The organism is Streptomyces macrosporus, assembly GCF_039533145.1.
Classification (GTDB): Bacteria; Actinomycetota; Actinomycetes; order Streptomycetales; family Streptomycetaceae; genus Streptomyces; species Streptomyces macrosporus.
In genome coordinates, this window is sequence record NZ_BAAASZ010000035.1 from 180,162 (window position 1) to 200,923 (window position 20,762).

A 20,762-nucleotide genomic window follows, 5' to 3' on the forward strand; every position below is an offset into this window, starting at 1 on the left:
GGCGGCCGCGGCGGCGAGGGCGAGACCCACCACGAGAGCACCCGCCCACGAGATCTCCGGAGCCGCGCGGCGAAAGAGCACCACGACGCCGCAGGTCGCCCCGGCACCCGCCAGGGCGAACCCCCACCACGAGCCGAATCCCTCGGCATGACGGTCGGCGATCCGCGCTCCGGCCCACAGGGCGACAACCATCAGCATGAGCAATCGCGAGAACGCCCTGCCGGCTTCGCGACGCCTTCCGAGTGTGCCCGCGGTACGCGGTCGCGTGCCCATCGGCCGGCGCGCGGCAACCCGGCGAGGCGGCGGCGCGGCTCCCGGCAGCGGTCGCCCCGCCAGGTGCCGGGCCGCGGACGCCGAAGTGGCGGAGATCAGCCGTCCCGTGTCCCTGGCACCCAGATTCTCGGCTTCCCACAGACTCCACCGTTCCCTCCAGCGTCTGTGCCAGGGCAGCGAAACGGTGCGGGGATGAACGTCCGGCCGATCGTAGGCGAACCAGTGCGGCCGGTCGACCGGGTCCCGAACGACGCGGTCGACCACCTCGACGTTGAGGTCCAGCAGCAGTGCGTCCGAAAGGACCTCGATCCGCTCGCGTGCTCCCCTGACCGCGTTGCTGCGGCTGCCGGGGAACCGCACCTCGACGGTGTACCAGAACCTGCCGTCGGTGACGTCGGAGGCGGTGGGGCCGCGTCTTTCCAGGACCGGCCAACCGCGCTCCGCCAGAGCCTCCTCGAACATCTCGCACTCGATCCGCGTCCCCCGCAGCTCGACCAGCGCGACCGCTCGCTGATCGAACCTCGACGCCATGGACACACGCCCCACCCCTCTCCCCTGGGCTCGCCGGACGCCGTGGTCTCGAACACGCCGTCACGCACCACCCGACAGATGCGACGACCACGGTCCCGGCGGGCGCCGACGGCGACACTCGAGGACATCACGTACCACACCCGTCCAGGGCCTGTTCGCCGAAGGCCGCGAACCGTTCGGTGCGGCTCCTGGTCGGGGACGACGTGCCGATGACCAGTGGTGGCGTGACCGGACCCGGAACCGCGGGGACGCCGGAGCCGATGCCGTCGAGGCCCGTGAGCACACGGATCCGGCGGGTGGTCGGCGAACCAACGGACGAGGCGGTCGACGACCCTCCGGCCACGCCGTACGAGTCAAGGAGCGAGTCGGACGCCATCTCACGCGGTGGGCGCCGGCCCGGAGGTGCTCCGACCACCGGACGACGCTCGTGAGGAACGTGTGGACCTCGGCGGCGAGGTTCCGCATGTCCTCGCCGGCCGCGTGCACGGTGGTGGTCTCGAAGTGCCACTCCTCGGACGGAGGCCGGTCGTGAATCCCCCACGTCAGGTGGACGTACCCGCCCGGACGGTGCTCCGCCGAGACGGTCAGGTCACGTTCCAGGGAGCGCCAGGTGCGCACCCCTTCCCAACCCCGGAAGTCCTCCGCCAGTGAGGAGAGGAAGGCATCGAGACCGTCGCCGTCCCAGGTCCGCACCCAGGTCTCGACACCGACCCCTTGCCCGCGTGCCCTCACGAGAAAGTCGAGCATCGGGTCCTGCCCGAACGCTCTTGTCGGCTCGGAGAACCGCAGGTGGACCGATCGCGGCCCAGGGAGCCCCACCCGGACGACAGGGCCGCCGGATGCATCGTCGTCGATGATCCGAACAGACCAGAAGGCGGGGCCTGGAGGCCGGTCGTCGTTGGCGAAGAGACCGATCGTGTCTCTCGGCGGCGCTCGGGCACGAGAGGCCACTGCGGCTGCGGATCTCGAGCGTGAGTCGGTGCCCGACGACGTGTGGGAGACGGCACAGCCGCTCGTGCGCGATGAGCCGCGGGGGCCGGACCGACAGGGCCGCGGCCGACTTTCCGGCCGGCCGATCCCCGTGCCGGAAGATCTGCTCGGACGTCGCCCCGACGGTGACGGTCGCTGCTTCAGAGGCGGCCGAGGGCGGTCCGGTCGCCGGTGACTCGGCTCCACACGGCCTGGTCGCTTCGCGAGAACCGGCAGGTGGGCCATGAAGCGGACGAGGCGAGCGGAGCGGTCGGGGGCTTCGCCTCGGAACTCGTCGGCCCGGTCGTGGCCGTTCCCGGAAGTCCGGCCGACCACCAGCCAGGGACCAGGGAGGCGGGGGCCTGCCGGGCGGGTGGTGTCCACGGCGTGGTGGGGCCTGGTGCCGCCTCCGCTGTGGGCGAACCGGCGTCATCCGGGATGCCCGCCGCGGTACTCGCGGCGGGTGGGGGCTTTGGGCGACCCGCCGGTCGGACGCCACCGCTTCGGCTTCGTGCCACGACCACCGGGCTTGGACGGGGCGTCGCTGTAGCGGAACGCTGTGATCCGTTCATCGCGCTGGGCGTTGAGCCGGTGGATCACGAGGGCTCCCAGCATGATCATTCCGATGATCACTGCCACGGTGATGCCGATTTCCACGGTCCTCACAGCCTCTGCGTTCGGTGCTCGACCTCGGTCGGACGCGGACGCGGCGAGACGAAAGCCCCACCGGCCGCCCCCCGCTCCCGGTCCCGGGGCTCCGCGACGGTGCGGGTCCCCTCTTCGCGAGTCATGAGCCCGTCGGCCGTGAGGAGGCTTCCCACCACGGTCGCGACGTGCATCGGCCAAGCGGTTGTCGCGCCTGTCGTCTCCGGTGGGACCACCAGCAGCTCACAGCGGCCGGCGTCGTGGGAGAGAAGGATCAGTTCGTACGGGTGATGCTCGTCCAGGAACCACCCGACCCGCACCGTGCGCCCGGTGACGCGTACCGCGCGCGGGACGACGGGCCAGCTGGTCGGGTCGACGGTGACGCGGGTGACGCGCCCCCAGCCGTCGTCCAGCACGTCCGTCAGGGCGGGGAGCTCACGGGAGAGATCACGGGACCGAGGCCACCAGACACCGTCCACTCCGGGACGCCCCGGGAGCACACGGATCGCCGTCAGGGTCAGACGGGCCGGTGACGAGGGAACACGCCTGTCGGTCGGCGTGGTGTCGGTGGTGGTCATGGCGCGGACCCGCCTCCGGGCTCGGCTTCTCTCCGGCTGCCCGGTGTCGTCACTCGCCGGGAACGACACCCGCGTGGAGGCGGGTGCACGGAGTGCTCCCGGTTCTTCAACCCTACTCCGCTCCATGGCGTGTCGCGGGTCCGCGACCAGGCGCCCCGAGGAGTTCGGCCCCCCGGTCCGCTCGGAGCGAGTGACCTTGTTCGCCGGCGCGCGGACGCCGTGGGGACAGCGGGAAAATCTCGTGCGCAGACCGCCGACAGCGCCGGGAAAGCCGGGACGGCCCTTCCGAGGCTCGAGACGGTCCGCTCCCGCCAGGGGAATCCTCGACGGCGCGTGGTGGCCGCGGTCCCGCCGCATCGGGACCGGCGAGGACCGCCCGGACTTCCTGCGCCGCCAGGTACTCACCTCACGCGACGTGCGCGGCGGCCGGTTCACCGACCTCGTGCCGGGCGGGCTCAGAGCGGGGAACGCGCAGGGCGAGAAGGGCGATGTCGTCGGTGCTGCCGGAGGACATGCGCGCGAGGATCTGATCGCAGGACTCGTTCAGAGGAACAAAGATCCCCGATCACCGATCGGTCCGGTCTGCCCCTCTCGGTGGGGTCTCCGCAGCCGACACCCACGACGGCCAAGCCCTTGACCCGTTGGTCACCGGCATCCCGCCGACCCGCTCCCGCCGCGGCCGACGAGGGCGCCGACCCGCCAGGAACTCCTGGCACACGGATGCCGGGAGCCGGTGCTGTCCCTTCGGGTCCTGGCGCGGCGGTCCCGCGCGGGTCACGCGGGCACGGGCGGCCTCTCCCGGCCGGCCGTGTCGAGCAGCAGCTTCGCGGCCACCGCCGCCCCGTCGGTGCGGACCGCGCCGGCCACGGCCCGCGCCCGTGCGCGGGTCTCGGGGGCCAGGGCCGTCGCGAGCGCGGCCGACAGGGAGTCGACGGTCGGCGCCGGGCCGTCGTGTGCCGCGCCGATGCCCAGCTCGGCCACCCGGGCGGCCCAGTACGGCTGGTCCGCGATCTGGGGGACCACCACCTGGGGCGCGCCGGCCCGGGCGGCCGTCGTCGTGGTGCCCGCGCCGCCGTGGTGCACGACGGCGGCCACCCGGCCGAACAGCGCCTGCTGGTTGACCTCGCCGACGACGAAGCAGTCGTCCCGGTCGTCGATCGGGGCCAGGCCGGCCCAGCCGCGAGCGAGGACGACACGGCGGCCCTGCGCCCGGACCGCCTCGACGGCCACCCGGGCGATGTTCTTCGGAAGGTACGAGGCCATGCTGCCGAAGCCCACGTACACCGGTGGCGCGCCGGCGGCCAGGAACGCCTCCAACGCGGCCGGCAGCGGGCGGTCGTCGGGCAGGATCCACGCGCCGGTCTGCACGACGTCGAGATCCGTCATGCCCTGCGACGGACACAGCGTCGCGTCCGCCGCCAGCCAGGGCCGGTCGGTGAAGACGTGGTCGCGGACGTTGTCCACCGGGGGCAGGCCGATCGCCGCCCGATGGCTGTTGAGCGCCTTGCCGTACAGCGCGTTCACCCTCTGGGCGTCCTCTTCCCACAACACCTTGAGGTCGGTCTCCTCCGGCGAGGACCGCTTGCCCGGCCGCGCCCCCGGAGGGAAGTGCCGCGACGGCAGTCCGAAGATTTGGAAGCACGCGTACACGTAGGGGATGCCCAGTTTCTCGGCCACGTCCCGTGCGCCGGCCGGCATCAGGCCGGTCGCCAGCAGCGCGTCGCATCCCTCGGCCGTCGGGGTGAGCGTGTCGAACCGCGCGGCGACCAGCTCGGAAGCGAGTCGGAACGCGTCTTCCGCCGTTGGTGGCTTCGTGCCGGCGACCACCGAGCGTACCGTCGGGCCGAGCGGCACCAGCGGTACGCCGATACGCGCCAGCAGCGCCGCGAAGTCCTCGTCCGGCGGCGCGCACACCCGCACCTCCGCGCCGAGTTCCCGCAACCGCAGCGCCAGTCCCGCCAGCGGTTCGACATCTCCGCGCGATCCCACCGTCGTCAACAACACTCGCACTTCATGACCCTCGTTTCCGCAGATGCCGGCTTTGGGCCGCCGATTCTGCGTGATAACCCGGGTCTTGCGGCAAGCCCCCCGGTGCGCTATAAGTTAAGAGTGGCAAGGAGTGGATTCTCCTTGCCTTTGTCATTTGGTCGTCCGCTGTGGACGGACAAGCCTTCCCCCAAAGCGGCGCCCACCATGTATGGCGGTACGTCAGGCGGAAGGGCCTCCTCTGGGCCGCGCGCCGTCCAGGGCGTGTATCGAAAGCGCTGCCCTGTGCCCGAGCTGTGCGCGAACGACGAGCGCAACTCGGTGGCGCCTGGAGAGGAAGTCGGGAAGGCTGACACGCATGGTTTCGGTATTGCAGAACGTGGCGATCGACTGTGCGGATGCCTACGAACTGGCCCGGTTCTGGAGCAGGGTGACCGGCCATCCACTGCATCCGGAGGACAAACCGGGTGATCGGGAGACTCAGGTGCCGCTGGCAGATGGTCCGGTGCTGTACTTCAACCAGGTGCCCGAGCCCAAGAGAACCAAGAACCGGATTCATCTGTGTCTGCGTCCCGAGACCTCGCGCGAGCAGGAGGTGGAACGGCTGCTGGGGATCGGTGCCACCCTTGTCGGCGATCACCGGAATCCCGACGGCACTGGCTGGGTGGTCCTTGCCGACCCCGAAGGCAACGAGTTCTGCGTTCTTCGCAGCGATTCCGACCGAGCCGCGACGAATTCCTGAAGCCCACGCGCCATCCCTACGGTTCCGTATGACAGTCCGTATGGCAGTTGGCCACCACCACTCGTCGACGGCCGCGACGCGAACGGTCGCCTCGTAGCGGACCGCGAGTTCGTCGTCCCTCGTGGCCACGGACCGGTGCCTCGTGAGGCGGTTGATGCCGCACTCGACCGCGTGACGCCGGCGGTGGGCGATCCGGTCGCATTGCGGCGGACGGCCGCCGCGGGAACCGCGCCTCCGGCGGTGGCGGACGTGGTCGGCCTTCTCCGGGATGGTGCCTGGGACATCCCGTCACGGCGCCCCGGTCCGGGCCCGCCACCGTAGCCGTCGATCAGTTGCCGCCGAATCCATAGCGGAGGCCGGCCCGGCTTCCTCTCCCTGGGCAACAGCGGCTCCGGCCGGACTCACCGTGCGTCCGTCAGGTCGCCTCGGGGGGCGATCCGATCATTGGTCCCGCCCATGATCCGCCGAACAGGACATCAGGCGGACTCCATCACCTCCTTGAGCCGGGCCAGATCGGCGGCGACCATGCCGGCGTCGCGCTCGAAGTCGGCGTCGCTCATCTCCGGCTGCCGACGGAGGGTGAACACCACCTCGCTCCCCGTGCCGCTGGTGATCACGCGGACCGGGTTGTGGATGGTCTCCCCGGAGGGCAGTGTGACGTCGTGGTCGAGTACCCCCAGGGCGTTGCGTGGCGCGAAGTCGACCGTGATCCGTCCCATGGGGGAGGACTCCACGACCCATTGATCCTCGATCTTCTCGATGGGTCCGCCCAGGCCATGGGCCCACGCAGGCAGATTGGCAGGGTCCGATGCATAGGCGTAGACCTCGTCGACGGTGCGGTCGATGTGGATGCTGATGTGGCGGGATTCCTTGCCGGTGCTGTCCATGGCAGTGACGGTAGCGGGTCGCCGTCACCGTCCTCTTGAACGAATCGGACATGCATGGTCCGCCGGACAGGCCAAGGCTGCGGCGGCGGGCACATGCGCTCGGCGGTTGCCGAGTCGTGCCCGGTCACCTGGGCGTTCCCCTGTTCACCGCGAGCACTCGGTGGGGGATCCGACCTGTCTGAACGCCCTTCGCCGGTCGCACCCCCTTTCGCCGGTCGCAACCCCTGCCTCGTGCGTTCGGCGCCCCCAGCGGGCGGGCCCCGCCGGAGTGGGGAAGCACCCGGCACGCTGCGCGCATGAGACGGCCTGGCGGGTGTGGCCGTCCCATGCGCGATCGGGTCGCGGCGTGCGGTCGATCAGCTCAGTGGTTCGACCCACACATTGCGGTAGCGGACCTTGTTGCCGTGGTCCTGGAGCTTGATCGGTCCGGTGGCCAGGCCTTCGGCGATGCCGCCGCCGGTCGGCCCGTCGATGGCCACGTCGTCGTGGACCGTCTTGCCGTTCCACACCACCGTGACCCGGGCCTTCTCGGTCATCTCTCCGGCGCTGTTGTAGCGCGCGGCCCGGAAGACGATGTCGTACGACTGCCAGGTCTCGGGCGGCGACGACGCGTTGGTGTCGGCCGCCTTCTGGTTGTAGATGGCGCCGGCCTCGTTGTCGGCGAGGGTGGGCACTCCGTAGGAGTCGAGGATCTGGATCTCGTAGCGGTTCTGGAGGTAGACGCCGCTGTTGCCGCGGTCCTGGCCGGTGACGTCGTCGGGGAGCTTGGGGACCCGGAACTCGACGTGCAGCCTGTGGTCGCCGAAGTTCCGCTTGGTGCGGATGTCCCCGCAGCACACCTCGATGGAGCCCCCTTCGGTCCGGGGCCACTCGACCGCGCGGCCGTCGGTGTGCTGCCACTGCGACAGGCTGCCGCCGTCGAACAGGTTGATGCGTTCTCCGGGACGGTCGATGTGGATCATGTCGAGGTTGACATGGCCGTCGTCGCCCTCGTCGTACCGGTAGGCGATGGTGTTGACGCCCTTGCGCAACGTCAGCCTCTCGCTCTGCGTCGCCCAGGTGTCCCAGTCGGCGGTCGGCGGCAGCACCGCCTGGCGGACCTTGTCCCCGTTGACGTAGAGGCTGATCTTCTTGTTGCCGTGGAAGGGGTGCGGGCCGTTGGCGTAGCGCAGTCCCACGTCGTACGTGCCCTTCTTGGCGATGTCGACGCGGAAGGTGGTGGTGGCGCCGAGGGTGCCGTAGCGGTCGACGAAGCCGCCGCCGGAGTAGCCCTGGTGGTCCTTGTTGATGCCGGCGCCGCCGCCGAGCTTGGCCTCCTCCGCCTCGTAGGCGGTGACGGGCGCCTCCTTGCCGGGGATCGCGTTGAGGGTGTACCAGGCCTCGGTGCTCCACAGGGTCTCGCCGTTGTCCGCGGCGAAGGGACGCGGGGAGCGGATGTGCACCACGCGGTCGGTCTTGAGCCCGGGGATGTCCAGCCGGACCTGCTTGCGGTCGTCCGAGACGACGGCGCGGGACACGGTCAGCGGTTCCTCGTCGATCTTCGGACCGCCGTACTCGGGCGTGGGCGAGTAGCGCCACTGGCGGACCTGGTAGCTCTGGGCGATCTTGTCGACGGTCTCCTGGGAGAGGGGTCGGGTGTACTTGAGGACGAAGCCGTTGCTCGTGGCGCGCATCGAGTGGATGTCGAAGGCGTTGGTGCCGTTCGGGGTCAGCTTCTGAAGGCCGAAGCGGAGCTTGCCCTCCTGCCCCCAGTTGCCGTCGGCGCCGAGGCCCCCCACGTAGATCGCGCCGTCGGGTCCGACGCTGATGCGGTTGACGCCCGCCTCCAGGCCCTGGGTGTGGCGGAAGACGGCGCCCTGGTACTCACCGTCGATCTTCTCCAGGCTCGCGCGCTGCAATCCGCCGTAGGTGACGTCGCCGAAGATCATCTGCCCGGCGAAGGGCCCCTTCTTCAGCATGAGCGGTGTGCTGGGCGAGTTGGCGATCTCGTTCTGCGGCAGCCACAGGACCGGCTTGGTCACCGGACGGTCGTCGAAGGGGCCGGGCCGGAAGGAGGCGTTCTCGCCCGTGCCGTCCCGGTACCGCGTGTAGTGGTTGAAGAAGCGGTCCTGCTTGATGTGCACCAGCTTCGAGGAGGGCAGCCAGCCGCCCTGGTTGTCGGTGACGAAGATGCCCTTGTCCGGGCCCCAGCCGATGCCGTTGGGAGTGCGCAGGCCTCCGGCGATGTAGGAGACCTTGCCGGTCGCCTTGTCGACCTTGATGGTCGTGCCGCGGCCGCCCTCGGCCGGCTGCGGGTCGGTCGTGGCGCCGCCGTAGTTGATGGAGACCGACAGGTTCAGGTAGAAGCTGCCCTTGTCGTAGAGCAGGCCGAAGGCGAACTCGTGGAAGTTGCCGCCGTAGGGCCAGGAGGCGATCTTCTTCTTCTCGTCGGCGACTTCGTCGCCGTCGTGGTCGTTCAGCTCGGTCAGCTGGTGTTTCTCCGAGACGTACAGCTTGCCGTCGACGTACTTGACGCCCATGGGCTCCTTGAGCCCCGAGGCGACCTTCTTGACCGTGACCTTCTCCGGGCCGGTGTCCCCGGTGACGTTGTCCAGGAGATAGACCTCCCCGTTGGTGGTCTCGCTCTCTCCCCAGGTGGACACGGCCAGTCTGCCGTCCGGCAGCCAGTCCATGGCGGAGACCTTGGGTTCGAAACCGGCGGGACGCAGGTCGGTGAGGGTGTAGTTCGGGTGGACGTCGGCCAGCGGCAGGCCGTCGCCCGGACTGTCCTGGCCGCCGACACACTCCTTGCGGCCGGGCGCGGTGACGCGCACGACTCCGGCGTCGGTGCTCAGCGCCGAGTTGGGCACGAGGGTGAAGTCCGCGGCGCCGGGTGGCTTCCACTGAAGGGTGAGCTGCTGGCCGCCGCCCGCCTCGAAGTGCTCGATGCGCAGCGGGTGCAGACCGGCGGTCAGATGGACGGTGCCGTCCTTGGGTTCGGCGCCGTGCAGACCGTCGTGGTCGATGACCTCCCGGTCACCGATGTGCAGGCGTGAGCCGTCGTCGCTGATCAGACGGAAGGCATACGTACCGTCCTGCGGGACCCGGAGGTTCCCGATGACGTGGGAGACGAAGTTGCTCGCCATGCCGAAGTCCGCATCCGTCGTCCAGTCGACGGTGGGCATCAGCTTGTCGATGTTGGGTGTCTGACCTTCCTTCAACTCGCAGATCTTCTTCAAGGGCACCTGCACGTCGAAGACGCGCAGCGTCACTCCGGGTTCCTGCGGCGGGATGTCCGCGGCGGCCCGGGCGGCCGACTGGGCGGCGGCGGGGGTCCAGCTTCCGACGACAACTGCGGCGAGTGCCAGCCCCGCAGCATGTCTGCGAAGCCGATGGCGCGGCCGTTGACTCACTCTTCCTCCTGGCGCTTGGGACACGGACCGCGACGCCTGGACAGGGGTGAACCGGCCTTCGGCCTCGGACGAACGGCGAAGGTGGGCATCTGCGGTCCAGCGATTGCGGGTTGCGCTGTACCTGGGGAAGCGGTTGCGACCAAGACGGTAAGGACTTTCGCTCTCGCCGTCCATATTTTGTCCTCAAAAAATCGAAAGAGCCGGCGTCTCGAAACCAAGCCGTCCCGCGGCGACTGAGGCGAGCAGCGTCGAGGGGCACCCCCCACCAAGCCCGCGGAGACCGGTCGTTGCCGGCGGACAGTGGACGGACTGCGCCGATGGCGGTGTGCAGGCGCTGGTGGTCGAACCGGTCGCCCCGCCCCCCCCGCCCCCCGGCCTCCGGCGGGAGGGGCCCCAGGCGGTGGCGAGTTCGACGTCGGCGAGCCCCTTCCAGGGCCCGCCGGGCGTGACCGGCTCCGTTGCGCGGCGGCCGATCCGGGGCTCCACGAGCGCGTCGTCCAGGGCGTCGCCGACGGTGCCGATCGAGGGTCCTCGCCGTCTCGGGGAGTTGGAAAATCATGTGACGCGCGACGTCCGATCGTCGAGAATCCACACGTGGCCACCATGAGCATCGACAGGACCGAACACGGCCCGTCCCCCCGATCTTCCCTGACCACACTGGCCGGACGTGCCTTCGGCGCGATTCCGCCACCGGCACTGGTACTGCTCGGCATCGTCAGCGTCCAGGTGGGCGCGGCACTGGCCAAGCACCTGTTCAGCGCGGTGGGCAGCTTCGGGACAGTCGCGTTGCGGCTGTTCTTCGCGGCGGCGGTGCTGATGCTGTTGTGGCGGCCGTCGCTGCGCATGAACCGTCGCACGTGGACAGTGGTGCTCGGCTACGGCGTGACTCTCGGCTTGATGAACCTGTGTTTCTACCTGTCGCTGGCCCGGATTCCGCTGGGGATCGCGGTGACCATCGAGTTCCTCGGGCCGCTGACGGTGGCCCTGGCCGGGTCGAGACGATGGCTGGACGCTTTCTGGGCCGTGCTCGCGGCAGGCGGTGTGGTCCTGCTGATGGAGGGACGCGGCGACCTCGACCTTGCCGGTTTTCTGTTCGCCCTCGCCGCAGGAGTGTGCTGGGGCCTGTACATCCTGGTCGGCGCGGCGCTGGGCCGCCACACCACGGAAGGCGATGGCCTGGCTCTGGGAATGGCCGTCGCGGCACTGGTGGTTGTGCCGTTCGGCGTGGCCGACAGCGGAACGGCGATGATTCAGCCGTGGGTCCTGGTCGCGGGACTCGGCGTGGCACTGTTGTCGTCGGTGATCCCGTACTCGCTGGATCTGGAAGCACTACGCAAGATCCCACCGCGCGTGTTCGGCATCCTGATGAGCCTCGAACCGGCGATGGCGGCCCTCGTCGGCCTCGTCGTGCTCCAGGAGTCGCTGCACTGGTCGCAGTGGATCGCGGTGCTGTGCGTGGTGGTCGCATCAGCGGGTGCCACACGCGGCACCCGCTCGGACGTCTAGGCGGTTTCGTTTGGACCATGCCGGGTTCGCGGGGTCTGACACCGTGCCTCGCGGCGTTGTCGTCCCTCGTCAGGGCTCCGCCCCGACCTCTTCCTCCGCCTTGTGGTCCACGGCACCAGACCCCGCTCCCTGATTCGGCCGGATCCGAACGAGAGACCGGGGGACGGTGCCCGTGGGGCGTCCGGGGACCGTGATTCGCGGCCCGAAATGACTCGTGGCGTCTTCACGGTGCGCATAGGCTCTGGTGCGCGCGGTCGACCGGGGGCGCGTCGGGCCTGTGCCCGAGGGGTTGGACGAAGGGAGCGTTCCGCTGTGACGCGTGCTCACGAGGAAGAAGTCCTGGCCCGGATCGCCAAGGGGCTCGTCTACACCGAGTCGGAGGCGGCCTTCCAGGCCCCTCGGCGCCGCACCGAGCAGATCTTCGAGTACAACCACACACCACCGAGCGAAACGGAGAAGCGTCGGTCGCTGCTCGTCGCGATCTTCGGCTCGGTCGGTGAACGCACGGTGTTGTTACCGCCGTTCCACGCTGCGTTCGGCAGCAACGTCCACATCGGCGACGACTTCTTCGGGAACGTGAACCTCACGTTCGTCGACGACGTGGACATCCGCATAGGCGACGGTGTCATGATCGCTCCCAGCGTGACGCTGACCACGACGGGACACCCGGTGCATCCCTCGCGACGCGCTGACTTCGGGCGATTCTCGGAGCCGATCGTGATCGAGGACAAGGTGTGGATCGGCAGCAACGCGGTGGTCCTGCCCGGTGTCCGTATCGGATACGGGTCGGTCATCGGCGCCGGCAGCGTCGTCAGCCGCAGCATTCCCCCCATGACCGTCGCGTTCGGGACCCCGTGCCGGGTGGTCCGTCCCATCACGGACGAGGATCTCGCCACACGTACTGCCGGACATGAGGCGGTTCCGTTCGGATCATCGGGCGGACCGGAGGAAGAAGCCGGCGAGCCGGGCGGTTCCGTTCGGATCGGCCGGTCGGTGGTCCGGGAGTGTCGTTGACCGACGCGCAGGGGACGCGGACCGAGCCGTTGTCTCCGGACCGGACACCGCAGCGGGGTGGCCGCCGGCGTTCGTCCTCGCTCCCGGCCGGGCCGGCGACGCACCCGCCTTCGAGCAGACCACGGTCGCGCTGAGAGTTCCCCGCAAGCGCGGCCGTCCGCGCGTGCGCCCTGAGGTGGCACTGGCAGGCACGGCCCGCTCTTCCCCCGCTGTCCGGGCTCTCCCGCGGCGACCTGCGCAGTCAATCCGGCGACGGCTGCGCAACCCGCGCAACGATGGGCGCGATGAGTTCGCTCGACCATGAGCGTCTGTACAGCGTGGTGTCGGGGCGGCGGTCGTTCCGGCTCCACCCCGTATCGAGATCCCGGATCGAGACGACCAGCAGGGAGCACAGCCATGTCACTCGCTCGCGTCCAGAACCTCGCCGTCTCGCTCGACGGCTTCGCCACCGGCGACGGTCGGACCCTTGAGGCACCGTTCGGCCACGCCGGCGAAAAGCTGCACGAGTGGATGTTCGCCACCCGGTGGGGCCGCGCAATGCTCGGCCGGACGGGTGGGACCGGCGGCGTCGACGACGCCTTCTCCCGGCTGTTCACCGATGGGATCGGCGCCGAGATCATGGGGGCCGGGAAGTTCGGGCCGCCCGGTTGGCACGAGGATCCGGAGTGGAAGGGCGCGTGGGGGCCCAACCCGCCCTTCCACACACCGGTCTTCGTCCTCACCCACCACCCGCGCCCGTCGATCGAGATGGAGGGCGGCACGACGTTCCACTTCATCGAGGCTTCGCCGGCAGAGGCGCTCGCGACGGCCCGCGAGGCCGCGGGAGGCCGGGACGTACGCATCGGCGGAGGTCCCACCATGCTCCGCGACTTCCTTGCCGCCGGTCTCGTCGACCACATGCACACGGTGGTGGTTCCGATCCTGCTCGGCCGCGGCGTACGCCTCTGGGACGGACTCGAGGGCCTCGAGAAGGACTACGAGATCGAGGCCATCTCCTCCCCCAGCGGAGTCACGCATGTGACGTTCACCCGGGCGGGTGTCTGAACCGGCTCGTCGGGATTTCGGGGCGTGGCCGCGTGACGAGCCCGCTCAGAGGTCCCGGCAAAGGCGTCGGACGTGTCGGTGGGTGATGTGGGCAGGTGGCGGGGCCGAGGAAGACTCCGTGCGTGCCGTCCCGTCGTTCCCGGCGGACGCGTGGGCGGCGGAAGCCGTGCAGTCGGGCGATGGTGCGCTCGACGACCCACCGGTGGGTTCCGAGACCGGATCCATCAGGCACCACGACGGGCGATCACCGGTTTGACGCCCCGCGCCCGGACCACGCGGCGGTACGTGTCGTGATCGTGGCCGCGGTCGCCGGGCAGCGTGTCGGGCCTCTTCCTCGGCCGCCCCGGCTTCGGCTTCGCCCCGGTACCGGCAGCGGCGGCTCGCTCGGCGACCACGGTTCGCCCGAGACGGTCCACGGTCGCGTGTCCCTCTCCCCCGGGACGGACCATCAAGCATCCGAGCCGTCAGTCACGCCACCGGTCGCCGCCGTTGGAGGACCGGGCGCTGCCGGTGGCCGCGTACCGGCGCACCGACCTCACCCTGCGGAAGCCGGCTCCGCTGTTCGGGACCTCCGAGTCCGCAACCGACCGCGTCCGCCTTCCCGCGGACTCGGGCGAGGGTCTGCGGAGGGTCCGCGGCCCTTGCGCGCGACCGCCGTGGACGGACGGCGCGTGACCGCCCTGGTCACGCGCCCGGGAACAGCGCCGCCCACCGTGCCCCTGCTCGAGGCGCGGTGGGCGGCGCCGCACCTGCCGCGCGGAGTGTCAGGCCGAGACGGCGGCCTTGGCCTGGAGGACCTCGTCGATGTTCTCCTCGCGCCAGCGGCGCAGGAGGTCGTGGAAGGCGACGGCGCCGTGCGGGTAGGCGGTCGGGCCGTTCGGGCGGCCGCGGCCCTCGCGGTTGTAGTAGCCGGGGGTGCACTCGGCGTGGAACCACTCGTGGTCGGGGGCGTCCTTGGCCAGGGCGGCGATCCAGGCGTCCTCGGCCTCGCGGGTCGGTTCGACGAGGGCGCCCTTGGCTTCCGCGGCGGCGACCAGGGCCGCGGCGTGGATGGCCTGCTCGTCCAGAACGTGCGTGAAGTTCACACTGCTGGCGTTCTGCAACGAGCCCATCTGGATCAGGTTCGGGAACCCGTTGCTGGTGAAGCCGTGCAGGGTGCGCGGGCCCTGCCGCGCCCACGCGTGCAGGAGTCGGACGCCGCGGCGGCCGATCACGGGCAGCTTCCCGGAGGTGATGCCGGAGACCCCCACGGAGAATCCGGTGGCGAAGATCAGGCAGTCGACCTCGTACTCCACACCACCCACGACGACGCCGCGCTCGGTCATGCGCTCGATCCCGTGGGTGTCGGCGGTGTCCACGAGGGTGACGTTGTCCCGGTTGAACGTGGGCAGGTACGTGTCGGAGAACGTGGGGCGCTTGCACGCGTACCGGTACCAGGGCTGGAGGGCCGCGGCGGTGGCGGGGTCGGTGACCTCGGCGGCCACGCGCTCACGGATCCGGTTCATCGTGGCGTGGTCGGCGGCCTCGTAGGCGGCCTCGAAGTCCGGCTCGCCGTCGCGGCGGAAGCTGGGCAGAAGCTTCTCCAGCAGGGCGGCCGAAGCCGTCCAGCGGTCGTCGACCAGATCCTGCTCGGCGTCCTCGCCGGAGACGATCCGCAGGAAGTTCTCGCGGCGCTCGGCCGCCCAGCCCGGACGGTCCGCGCCGACCTCCTGCGGCGTCATGCGCCGCTGGCCGCGCACGTCCACGGCGGAGGGGGTGCGTTGGAAGACGAACAGGTGCTCGGCGTCCTCGGCCAGCATCGGGACGACCTGCACGCCGGTGGCGCCGGTGCCGACGACACCGACCTTCTTGCCCGCCAGGCCCGTCATGCCGCCCTCGGGGCTGCCGCCGGTGTACCCGTAGTCCCAGCGGGAGGTGTGGAAGGTGTGGCCCCGGTAGTCCTCGATGCCGGGTATGCCGGGCAGCTTGGGCTCCGAGAGCGTGCCGGTGGCGGTGATGACGTACGTGGCTCGGAACTCGTCGCCCCGGTCGGTGGCGACCACCCACTGCTGGGCGGTCTCGTCCCAGGTCAGCGAGGTGACGGCGGTGGAGAACAGGGCGTCCTCACACAGGTCGAACCGCTCGGCGATGCGCACCGCGTGACGGCGGATCTCCTCGCCGGGGGCGTACTTCCACTCCGGCACGTACCCGGTCTCGTCGAGCATCGGCAGGTACACGTGCGACTCGATGTCGCAGTGGATGCCCGGGTAGCGGTTCCAGTACCAGGTGCCGCCGAAGTCGCCGCCCTTCTCGACGATCCGGATGCGCTCCACGCCCTGCCGGCGCAGCCGCGCCCCGGCGAGGATGCCGCCGAACCCGCCGCCGACGACGGCGACGTCCACCACGTCGTGCAGCGGCTCGCGCTCGGGGGGCTCCCCCGCGTACGGGTCGGCGGCGAAGTAACCGAACTCCGCGTCCGCCGCCCGGTACTGGCCCAAGCCCTCGGGGCGCACACGGCGCTCCCGCTCGACGCGGTAGCGCTCGCGCAGGGCGGCGGTCTCCTGCGGTGTGGGCGGGGTGTCGCACTGCGGCAGGGTCATGCGGCGGGTTCCTCTCGTGGGGGCGTGCACCGGGGGCACCGCGCGGGATGTGGGCCGGTGTCCTCGCAAGGCGTCTCGCGCGGTTACGGGTACCGTACCCCAAGAACCGGACACTGTTGTCCGGTTCCGGTGCGGGCCCCGATCCGCGCGGCCCCGCCCAGCGCCACGACGCGAAAGGCCCACGATGTCGAACCTCACCCCCGCCTCCCCACTGCGTGACTGGCCGGCGGACCCCGCCGCCGGGCAGGTCCTGCGCGGTCTGTCGGCCTCCCGGGGGCAGGGCGAGCAGGCCCTCGCCCTCGGCCTGCCGTTGGAGCAGCTCGTGCAGGCGTCCGGCGGGACGTTCCCGCGCGAACTCGTGGACGTGCTGGTCACCGCCGCCGAGACCGGCCGGATCCCCGAGGGCCTGCCCACCGCTCCTCCGGCCGGCACCGCCCCGGCCGAGGAGCCCGACCCGGGCATCGAGATCGGCACTCCCGAGCAGTGGACCGAGCAGATCACGCCCGGCCGCTTCGACGGCCAGACCGTCGTCGTCACCGGCGCCGCCTCCGGCATCGGCAGGGCCGTGGCCTCCCGCGTGCGACGCGAGGGCGGCCGCGTGATCGCCGTCGACGTCTCCGCCGACGGCCTCGCGGCCCTGGCCGCCGAGTCGGACGGGGCCGTCGTGCCCGTCACCGCGGACATCACCGCGCCCGAGTCCGCCGACGCGGTGCTGGCCGCCGCGGACGGCCGCGTGGACGCCCTGGCGAACGTCGCGGGCGTGATGGACGACGACGCCGCCGTGCACGAGGTCGACGACACCATCTGGGAACGTGTCATGCGCATCAATGTCGACGGCCCCATGCGCCTGATGCGCGCCGTCGTTCCCGGCATGCTCGCCGCGGGCGGCGGCCGGATCGTCAACGTCGTCTCCGAGGCCGCCCTGCGCGGCTCGGCGGCCGGAGCCGCCTACACGACCTCCAAGCACGCCCTGGTGGGTTTGACGAAGTCGTCGGCCTACCAGTACGCGGGCACGGGCGTGCAGGTCAACGCCGTCGCCCCGGGCGCGGTGGCCACCGGCATCCGGGTGCCCGGTGCCGCCCCGTACGGCTCGGTCCGCACCGCGCGGATGCGCGTGGCGATCCCCGGCCTGGCCACGGCCGAGGAGCCGGCCGCCTCGATCACGTTCCTGCTCAGCAAGGACGCGGTGAACATCAACGGCGCGATCCTGCCCTCCGACGGCGGCTGGTCGGTCGCCTGACGGCTGTCCGGCCGGGCCCCTCCGGCCGGTCCCCCGGCTCCGGAGGGGCCCGTTCCCGCGCGCCCGGCGCCACGACCGGAAGCACGTCCCCCGCACGCCACGTCGTCCGGATCGCCCGGACACAGGAAGGACCACCACCTCATGGCCACGTACCGCATGTTCCGCCTCCTGGTCGGCCTGGCCGCCGTCGGCCTGTCGGCACTGACCGGGTGCGCCGCCCAGGCCGGCGCCGGCGCGGCCCCGCACCCCGCGCCGGTCGGCGAGGGCAAGAGCATCCGGGCCACCCGGGTCGCGCACGTGACCGACGTGCACGAGGCCACCGGCATGACCCTGCTGGAGGGGCCGGTCCTGGACGAGGACGGCACCCTGTACGTCGTGGACGTCACCGCGCCCCCCGGCGAACCCAAGGTCATCTCCGTCGACGTGGCCACCGGCGAACACGAGGGCGTCTACACCGACAGGACCGGCGCCTACACCTCCGCGCAGGTCGGCCCGCGCGACGGCCGCCTGTACCTGACCGACTACGTCACCGGGTCCATCGTCACCGTCGCCCTGGACGGCTCGGACCCGCGCACGTTCTTCTCCGGCGAGGTCGACGGCTCCCGGATGAACCCCGACGACATCGCCTTCGACGACGAGGGCAACCTGTACATCAGCGACCTGCGCGGCATGGAGCCGGGCAAGGCCGAGGGCCGCATCGTGCGCATCGACCGCGCCGGCACGAAGGCCACCGTCCTGGCCGACGGACTCGCCCACCCCAACGGAATCGTGTTCGACCCCGAGCAGCACGGCCTGTGGATCAGCGAGCTCGCCGAGAACACCGTCTCCTACCTGCTGCTCGACGCCGACAGGACCGCCGTGACCTCCCGGCACGAGGCCATCCACGTCGACGGCGGCCTGGCCCGGACCGACTCCATCGCCGTGGACGCCGACGGCAACCTCTACCAGGCCCTGCACGGCCGCCCGGCCATGGCCGTCCACGACCGGTACGGGAAGCGCCTGGCCACCGTCGAGGTCCCCGCCGAAAACGCCGAGGGCCTGGAGTCGGCGACCAACGTCGCGATCACTCCGGGCGGCAGGACGGCGTACATGACCGTCAGCGGCCCCGACGGGGGGTACGTCTACAGGTTCACCGCGCCGGGCAAGGGCATCCGCCAGTCCAACGGCGGCTGACGATCACACGTCCCCGGCTGCCCCGACGGGCCGCACCGGCCCCACCTCGATGCCGAGCAGGCGCCAGGCCTTCAGGGCGAGGCGCTCCCGTTCCGCCGGGGTGGGGCCGCCGCCGACGGCCCCGGAGACCATCGCGACGGCGAGCATGACGTCGTCGGCGGACAGGCGGTGTCCCGCGGGCAGGTGCCGCGCCAGGGCGCTCCGGACGCGCCTGGCCAGCGTGCGGGCGTACTCTTCGCCGTGCAGGCGCAGGAGGTCGACGAACGCCGTCGAGCGGGTCAGCTGCCAGGTGACCACGCCCAGGAGGCTCTCGAGGCTCGCGTCGGGCTCGGCGGCCGCCTGCTCGATCCGCCGGACGTTCTCGTCCAGGATCGCGGAGGCCAGCGCGACCCGGTCGGTGAAGTGCCGGTAGAGACTGCCCTGCCCCACCCCGGCGCGGCGTGCGACGGCGGACAGCGGGGCGTTCAGACCCTGCTCGGCGAAGACCTCACGGGCGGCGGCGACGAGGGCGTCCCGGTTGCGGGCCGCGGCCCGGCGCCCTTCGTTGGTCGGGCGGCCCTGGTCGGCCGCGCCGCCGCGGACGGAGCCCGCGCGGCCGCTCTGCGCAGCGGCCGAGCCCTGGGCGACCGGCCGCGGGTCCTGGGGCTCGGTGGGGTTCATCACCGTGGCAGCGTAGTACGGGCGCGCGGCGCGCCGGCCGGCAGCTTGCCGTCCGGCACCGCGTCTCCCGGTCTCAGCGGAACACGTCCATCCGGGCAGAGCCGGTTTTCGGACCCGGGTCGTCGTTTTCCAGACGGAACAAGATCCAACTCTTCAGATGGCGCCGACACCGATCGATAGTGTCCTGGAGTCTTCACTGCGTGGTACGGCTGAGCACACCGCTCACGTTCAGAACTTCATGACATCCCTGCGCCCGACGGCCGGTGGCCGGTGTGCCCGGCTTCTCACAGGTCACCTCCACGGTCACGGTGTCGTTCTCGGGAATCTCGATGGGGGTCACCCAGTGATAGTCCTGGTTGCGGAAGGTCTCCAACGCGATCGTGGTGATCTTGCGGTCGCCGAACGAGATCGTCAGCACCCCCTCGTCCCCCTGGAAGTTGGCGACGACGATGTCCGTGACCCCGAAGACGCTGTTCTCGGGCACCCGGTAGGTACCGGTCTTGGTCTCCCCGGCGGACGTCTGCAGATCGATGGTCGCCGAGCTCTGCCGGCCGGTGCCGCCCGAGGCGCCGGCATCGGCCGCGGACTCGTCGCCGCCCGGCCCGGACGGCGCCCCCGTCTCCCGGCCACCGGGGCGGGCGTCCGAACCGTCGCCGGAACCGGTGTCCGGATTCTGCCCACCCGGCTCTCCGGCGGGCGTGGGACGCGGCTGAACCGCCTCGTTGGCCGCTTCCTCGGCGGCGCTGCGCACCACCGGACGGACCAGCGCGAACCAGGCGAGCACCAGCGCGAGCAGTGCCGCGAGCACCACGAGCAGCCACCTGGGGAAGATCGGGATCTGAACGAACTCCGCCTCCAGCGGCGCCCGGACGGCGGTCGCGTCCCGTCGTGCCGCCTCCTGGTCGCCGGCTTCGGCGGTGTCCACGGTGAACGGCCACACCACCGGGGCGCCGAACCACACCGGCTTGCCCGTGCGGACCCGCAGTCCGACCTCCGTCGACTCGCCGGGTTCCAGTGTCGGCTCCGCCGGGGTGAAGGCGAATCCCAGTTCCTCGCCCGCCTGGCCGGGGGTGAAGCCCACCTGCACGGGGCAGTTGCCCTGGTTGCGCACCGCCAGCCGGTAGCGGCCCCGCAGCCAGCCGCGCCGGCGCTTGGGCACCAGTTCCGTGCGCAGTTCCCGGAACTCCTCGACGTGCACGGTGGTTTCGAGGACCCGCACCGACTCGGGGTGTTCGGTCGGCAGGACCCGCACTCCCAGGGGTGTCTCACCGGCCCGGACCTCCGGGGAGCGCGGCGGCTCCAGGCGGATCGTCACCGTCTCCGAGGTGCCGGGATAGAGGGAGACCCGCGGGGGGTCCACGGTGGACCAGGAAGCGCAGTCCCCGACGACCTCCAGGCTGTACGCCTCGACGATGTCGCTGTCGTTGCGGACGGTCACCCCGGTCGTGGCGGTGCCGCCCGGCGCCACCGTCACCGCCGGGATGTCGAGGTCGGGCGCGCCGGAACCGGAAGAGGCTTCAGAAGGCGTCACGCCGCCACGGTA

At 71.2% G+C, this 20,762-nt stretch carries 16 protein-coding genes and 4 pseudogenes; 8 read left to right on the forward strand and 12 right to left on the reverse strand.

The window, feature by feature from the left end:
* The 4 genes from ABD335_RS25495 to ABD335_RS25510 form a co-directional block, all read right to left on the reverse strand.
* On the reverse strand, positions 1 to 804 hold an 804-nt coding region (locus ABD335_RS25495), incomplete at its 3' end, for a hypothetical protein (protein WP_344327715.1).
* Positions 805 to 864: 60 nt separating this feature from the next.
* Entirely contained in the window at positions 865 to 2,019 is a 1,155-nt protein-coding gene (locus ABD335_RS25500; RefSeq protein WP_344327717.1) for a DUF6228 family protein, read from the reverse strand.
* Positions 2,020 to 2,202: 183 nt separating this feature from the next.
* Entirely contained in the window at positions 2,203 to 2,430 is a 228-nt protein-coding gene (locus tag ABD335_RS25505) for a hypothetical protein (protein WP_344327719.1), read from the reverse strand.
* A 5-nt stretch (positions 2,431 to 2,435) separates the two neighbouring features.
* A complete protein-coding gene (locus ABD335_RS25510; protein WP_344327721.1) occupies positions 2,436 to 2,996 on the reverse strand; it encodes a DUF5994 family protein in 561 nt (186 codons plus the stop codon).
* Positions 2,997 to 3,560: 564 nt separating this feature from the next.
* On the opposite strand from ABD335_RS25510, the pseudogene ABD335_RS25515 reads away from it, so the two are divergent.
* Positions 3,561 to 3,724, forward strand: a pseudogene (locus ABD335_RS25515) (IS5/IS1182 family transposase); the annotation flags it as partial.
* Positions 3,725 to 3,770: 46 nt separating this feature from the next.
* Here the strand turns inward: ABD335_RS25515 and ABD335_RS25520 are convergent.
* On the reverse strand, positions 3,771 to 5,006 hold the full coding sequence (locus ABD335_RS25520; protein ID WP_344327722.1) for a glycosyltransferase: 1,236 nt from the start codon (positions 5,004 to 5,006) through the stop codon (positions 3,771 to 3,773).
* A gap of 334 nt (positions 5,007 to 5,340) precedes the next feature.
* Here ABD335_RS25520 and ABD335_RS25525 point away from each other — a divergent pair, with 334 nt between their 5' ends.
* Entirely contained in the window at positions 5,341 to 5,724 is a 384-nt protein-coding gene (locus tag ABD335_RS25525) for a VOC family protein (protein WP_344327723.1), read from the forward strand.
* 476 nt (positions 5,725 to 6,200) lie between these two features.
* Here the strand turns inward: ABD335_RS25525 and ABD335_RS25530 are convergent, their stop codons facing one another.
* The 3 genes and pseudogenes from ABD335_RS25530 to ABD335_RS30965 all read right to left on the reverse strand — a co-directional run.
* Positions 6,201 to 6,611: an SRPBCC family protein gene (locus ABD335_RS25530; RefSeq protein ID WP_344327725.1), complete on the reverse strand. Its 411-nt coding sequence runs from the start codon at positions 6,609 to 6,611 to the stop codon at positions 6,201 to 6,203.
* A 356-nt stretch (positions 6,612 to 6,967) separates the two neighbouring features.
* A complete protein-coding gene (locus ABD335_RS25535) occupies positions 6,968 to 10,003 on the reverse strand; it encodes a 3-keto-alpha-glucoside-1,2-lyase-like domain-containing protein (protein WP_344327727.1) in 3,036 nt (1,011 codons plus the stop codon).
* Positions 10,004 to 10,396: 393 nt separating this feature from the next.
* Positions 10,397 to 10,531, reverse strand: a pseudogene (locus tag ABD335_RS30965) (IS3-like element IS987 family transposase); the annotation flags it as partial.
* 75 nt (positions 10,532 to 10,606) lie between these two features.
* On the opposite strand from ABD335_RS30965, the gene ABD335_RS25540 reads away from it, so the two are divergent.
* The 3 genes from ABD335_RS25540 (at position 10,607) to ABD335_RS25555 (ending at position 13,567) form a co-directional block, all read left to right on the forward strand.
* Positions 10,607 to 11,509: an EamA family transporter gene (locus ABD335_RS25540; protein WP_344327758.1), complete on the forward strand. Its 903-nt coding sequence runs from the start codon at positions 10,607 to 10,609 to the stop codon at positions 11,507 to 11,509.
* A 312-nt stretch (positions 11,510 to 11,821) separates the two neighbouring features.
* Complete coding sequence (locus ABD335_RS25545) at positions 11,822 to 12,523, forward strand: sugar O-acetyltransferase (protein ID WP_344327729.1); 702 nt, start codon at positions 11,822 to 11,824, stop codon at positions 12,521 to 12,523.
* 396 nt (positions 12,524 to 12,919) lie between these two features.
* Positions 12,920 to 13,567, forward strand: a complete 648-nt coding sequence (locus tag ABD335_RS25555) for a dihydrofolate reductase family protein (RefSeq protein ID WP_344327730.1) — start codon at positions 12,920 to 12,922, stop codon at positions 13,565 to 13,567.
* Between the two features lie 118 nt (positions 13,568 to 13,685).
* Here ABD335_RS25555 and ABD335_RS25560 read toward each other — a convergent pair.
* A pseudogene (locus tag ABD335_RS25560) lies at positions 13,686 to 13,911 on the reverse strand (IS5/IS1182 family transposase); the annotation flags it as partial.
* Between the two features lie 118 nt (positions 13,912 to 14,029).
* On the opposite strand from ABD335_RS25560, the pseudogene ABD335_RS25565 reads away from it, so the two are divergent.
* Positions 14,030 to 14,161 (forward strand): annotated as a pseudogene (locus ABD335_RS25565) (IS5/IS1182 family transposase); the annotation flags it as partial.
* A 170-nt stretch (positions 14,162 to 14,331) separates the two neighbouring features.
* Here the strand turns inward: ABD335_RS25565 and ABD335_RS25570 are convergent.
* The gene (locus ABD335_RS25570) at positions 14,332 to 16,146 is read right to left on the reverse strand and encodes a flavin-containing monooxygenase (RefSeq protein WP_344327732.1); all 1,815 of its coding nucleotides are present in this window, start codon (positions 16,144 to 16,146) and stop codon (positions 14,332 to 14,334) included.
* Between the two features lie 184 nt (positions 16,147 to 16,330).
* Here ABD335_RS25570 and ABD335_RS25575 point away from each other — a divergent pair, with 184 nt between their 5' ends.
* Both ABD335_RS25575 and ABD335_RS25580 read left to right on the forward strand, forming a co-directional pair.
* A complete protein-coding gene (locus ABD335_RS25575; RefSeq protein ID WP_344327733.1) occupies positions 16,331 to 17,386 on the forward strand; it encodes an SDR family NAD(P)-dependent oxidoreductase in 1,056 nt (351 codons plus the stop codon).
* A 141-nt stretch (positions 17,387 to 17,527) separates the two neighbouring features.
* A complete protein-coding gene (locus tag ABD335_RS25580) occupies positions 17,528 to 18,559 on the forward strand; it encodes an SMP-30/gluconolactonase/LRE family protein (RefSeq protein ID WP_344327734.1) in 1,032 nt (343 codons plus the stop codon).
* 3 nt (positions 18,560 to 18,562) lie between these two features.
* Here the strand turns inward: ABD335_RS25580 and ABD335_RS25585 are convergent, their stop codons facing one another.
* Complete coding sequence (locus tag ABD335_RS25585; protein WP_344327759.1) at positions 18,563 to 19,219, reverse strand: TetR/AcrR family transcriptional regulator; 657 nt, start codon at positions 19,217 to 19,219, stop codon at positions 18,563 to 18,565.
* Between the two features lie 193 nt (positions 19,220 to 19,412).
* Positions 19,413 to 20,702 (reverse strand): COG1470 family protein, encoded by a 1,290-nt coding sequence (locus tag ABD335_RS25590; protein ID WP_344327760.1) that lies wholly within the window; start codon positions 20,700 to 20,702, stop codon positions 19,413 to 19,415.
* Positions 20,703 to 20,762: the final 60 nt, after the last annotated feature.

What these genes read in the sequence shown, in the direction of transcription:
- ABD335_RS25500 (WP_344327717.1), bottom strand. Translation starts at nt 2,019, where the DNA reads ATGGCCCACCTGCCGGTTCTCGCGAAGCGACCAGGCCGTGTGGAGCCG.
- ABD335_RS25510 (WP_344327721.1), bottom strand. Translation starts at nt 2,996, where the DNA reads ATGACCACCACCGACACCACGCCGACCGACAGGCGTGTTCCCTCGTCA.
- ABD335_RS25525 (WP_344327723.1), top strand. Translation starts at nt 5,341, where the DNA reads ATGGTTTCGGTATTGCAGAACGTGGCGATCGACTGTGCGGATGCCTAC.
- ABD335_RS25530 (WP_344327725.1), bottom strand. Translation starts at nt 6,611, where the DNA reads ATGGACAGCACCGGCAAGGAATCCCGCCACATCAGCATCCACATCGAC.
- ABD335_RS25540 (WP_344327758.1), top strand. Translation starts at nt 10,607, where the DNA reads ATGAGCATCGACAGGACCGAACACGGCCCGTCCCCCCGATCTTCCCTG.
- ABD335_RS25555 (WP_344327730.1), top strand. Translation starts at nt 12,920, where the DNA reads ATGTCACTCGCTCGCGTCCAGAACCTCGCCGTCTCGCTCGACGGCTTC.
- ABD335_RS25570 (WP_344327732.1), bottom strand. Translation starts at nt 16,146, where the DNA reads ATGACCCTGCCGCAGTGCGACACCCCGCCCACACCGCAGGAGACCGCC.
- ABD335_RS25575 (WP_344327733.1), top strand. Translation starts at nt 16,331, where the DNA reads ATGTCGAACCTCACCCCCGCCTCCCCACTGCGTGACTGGCCGGCGGAC.
- ABD335_RS25580 (WP_344327734.1), top strand. Translation starts at nt 17,528, where the DNA reads ATGGCCACGTACCGCATGTTCCGCCTCCTGGTCGGCCTGGCCGCCGTC.
- ABD335_RS25585 (WP_344327759.1), bottom strand. Translation starts at nt 19,219, where the DNA reads ATGAACCCCACCGAGCCCCAGGACCCGCGGCCGGTCGCCCAGGGCTCG.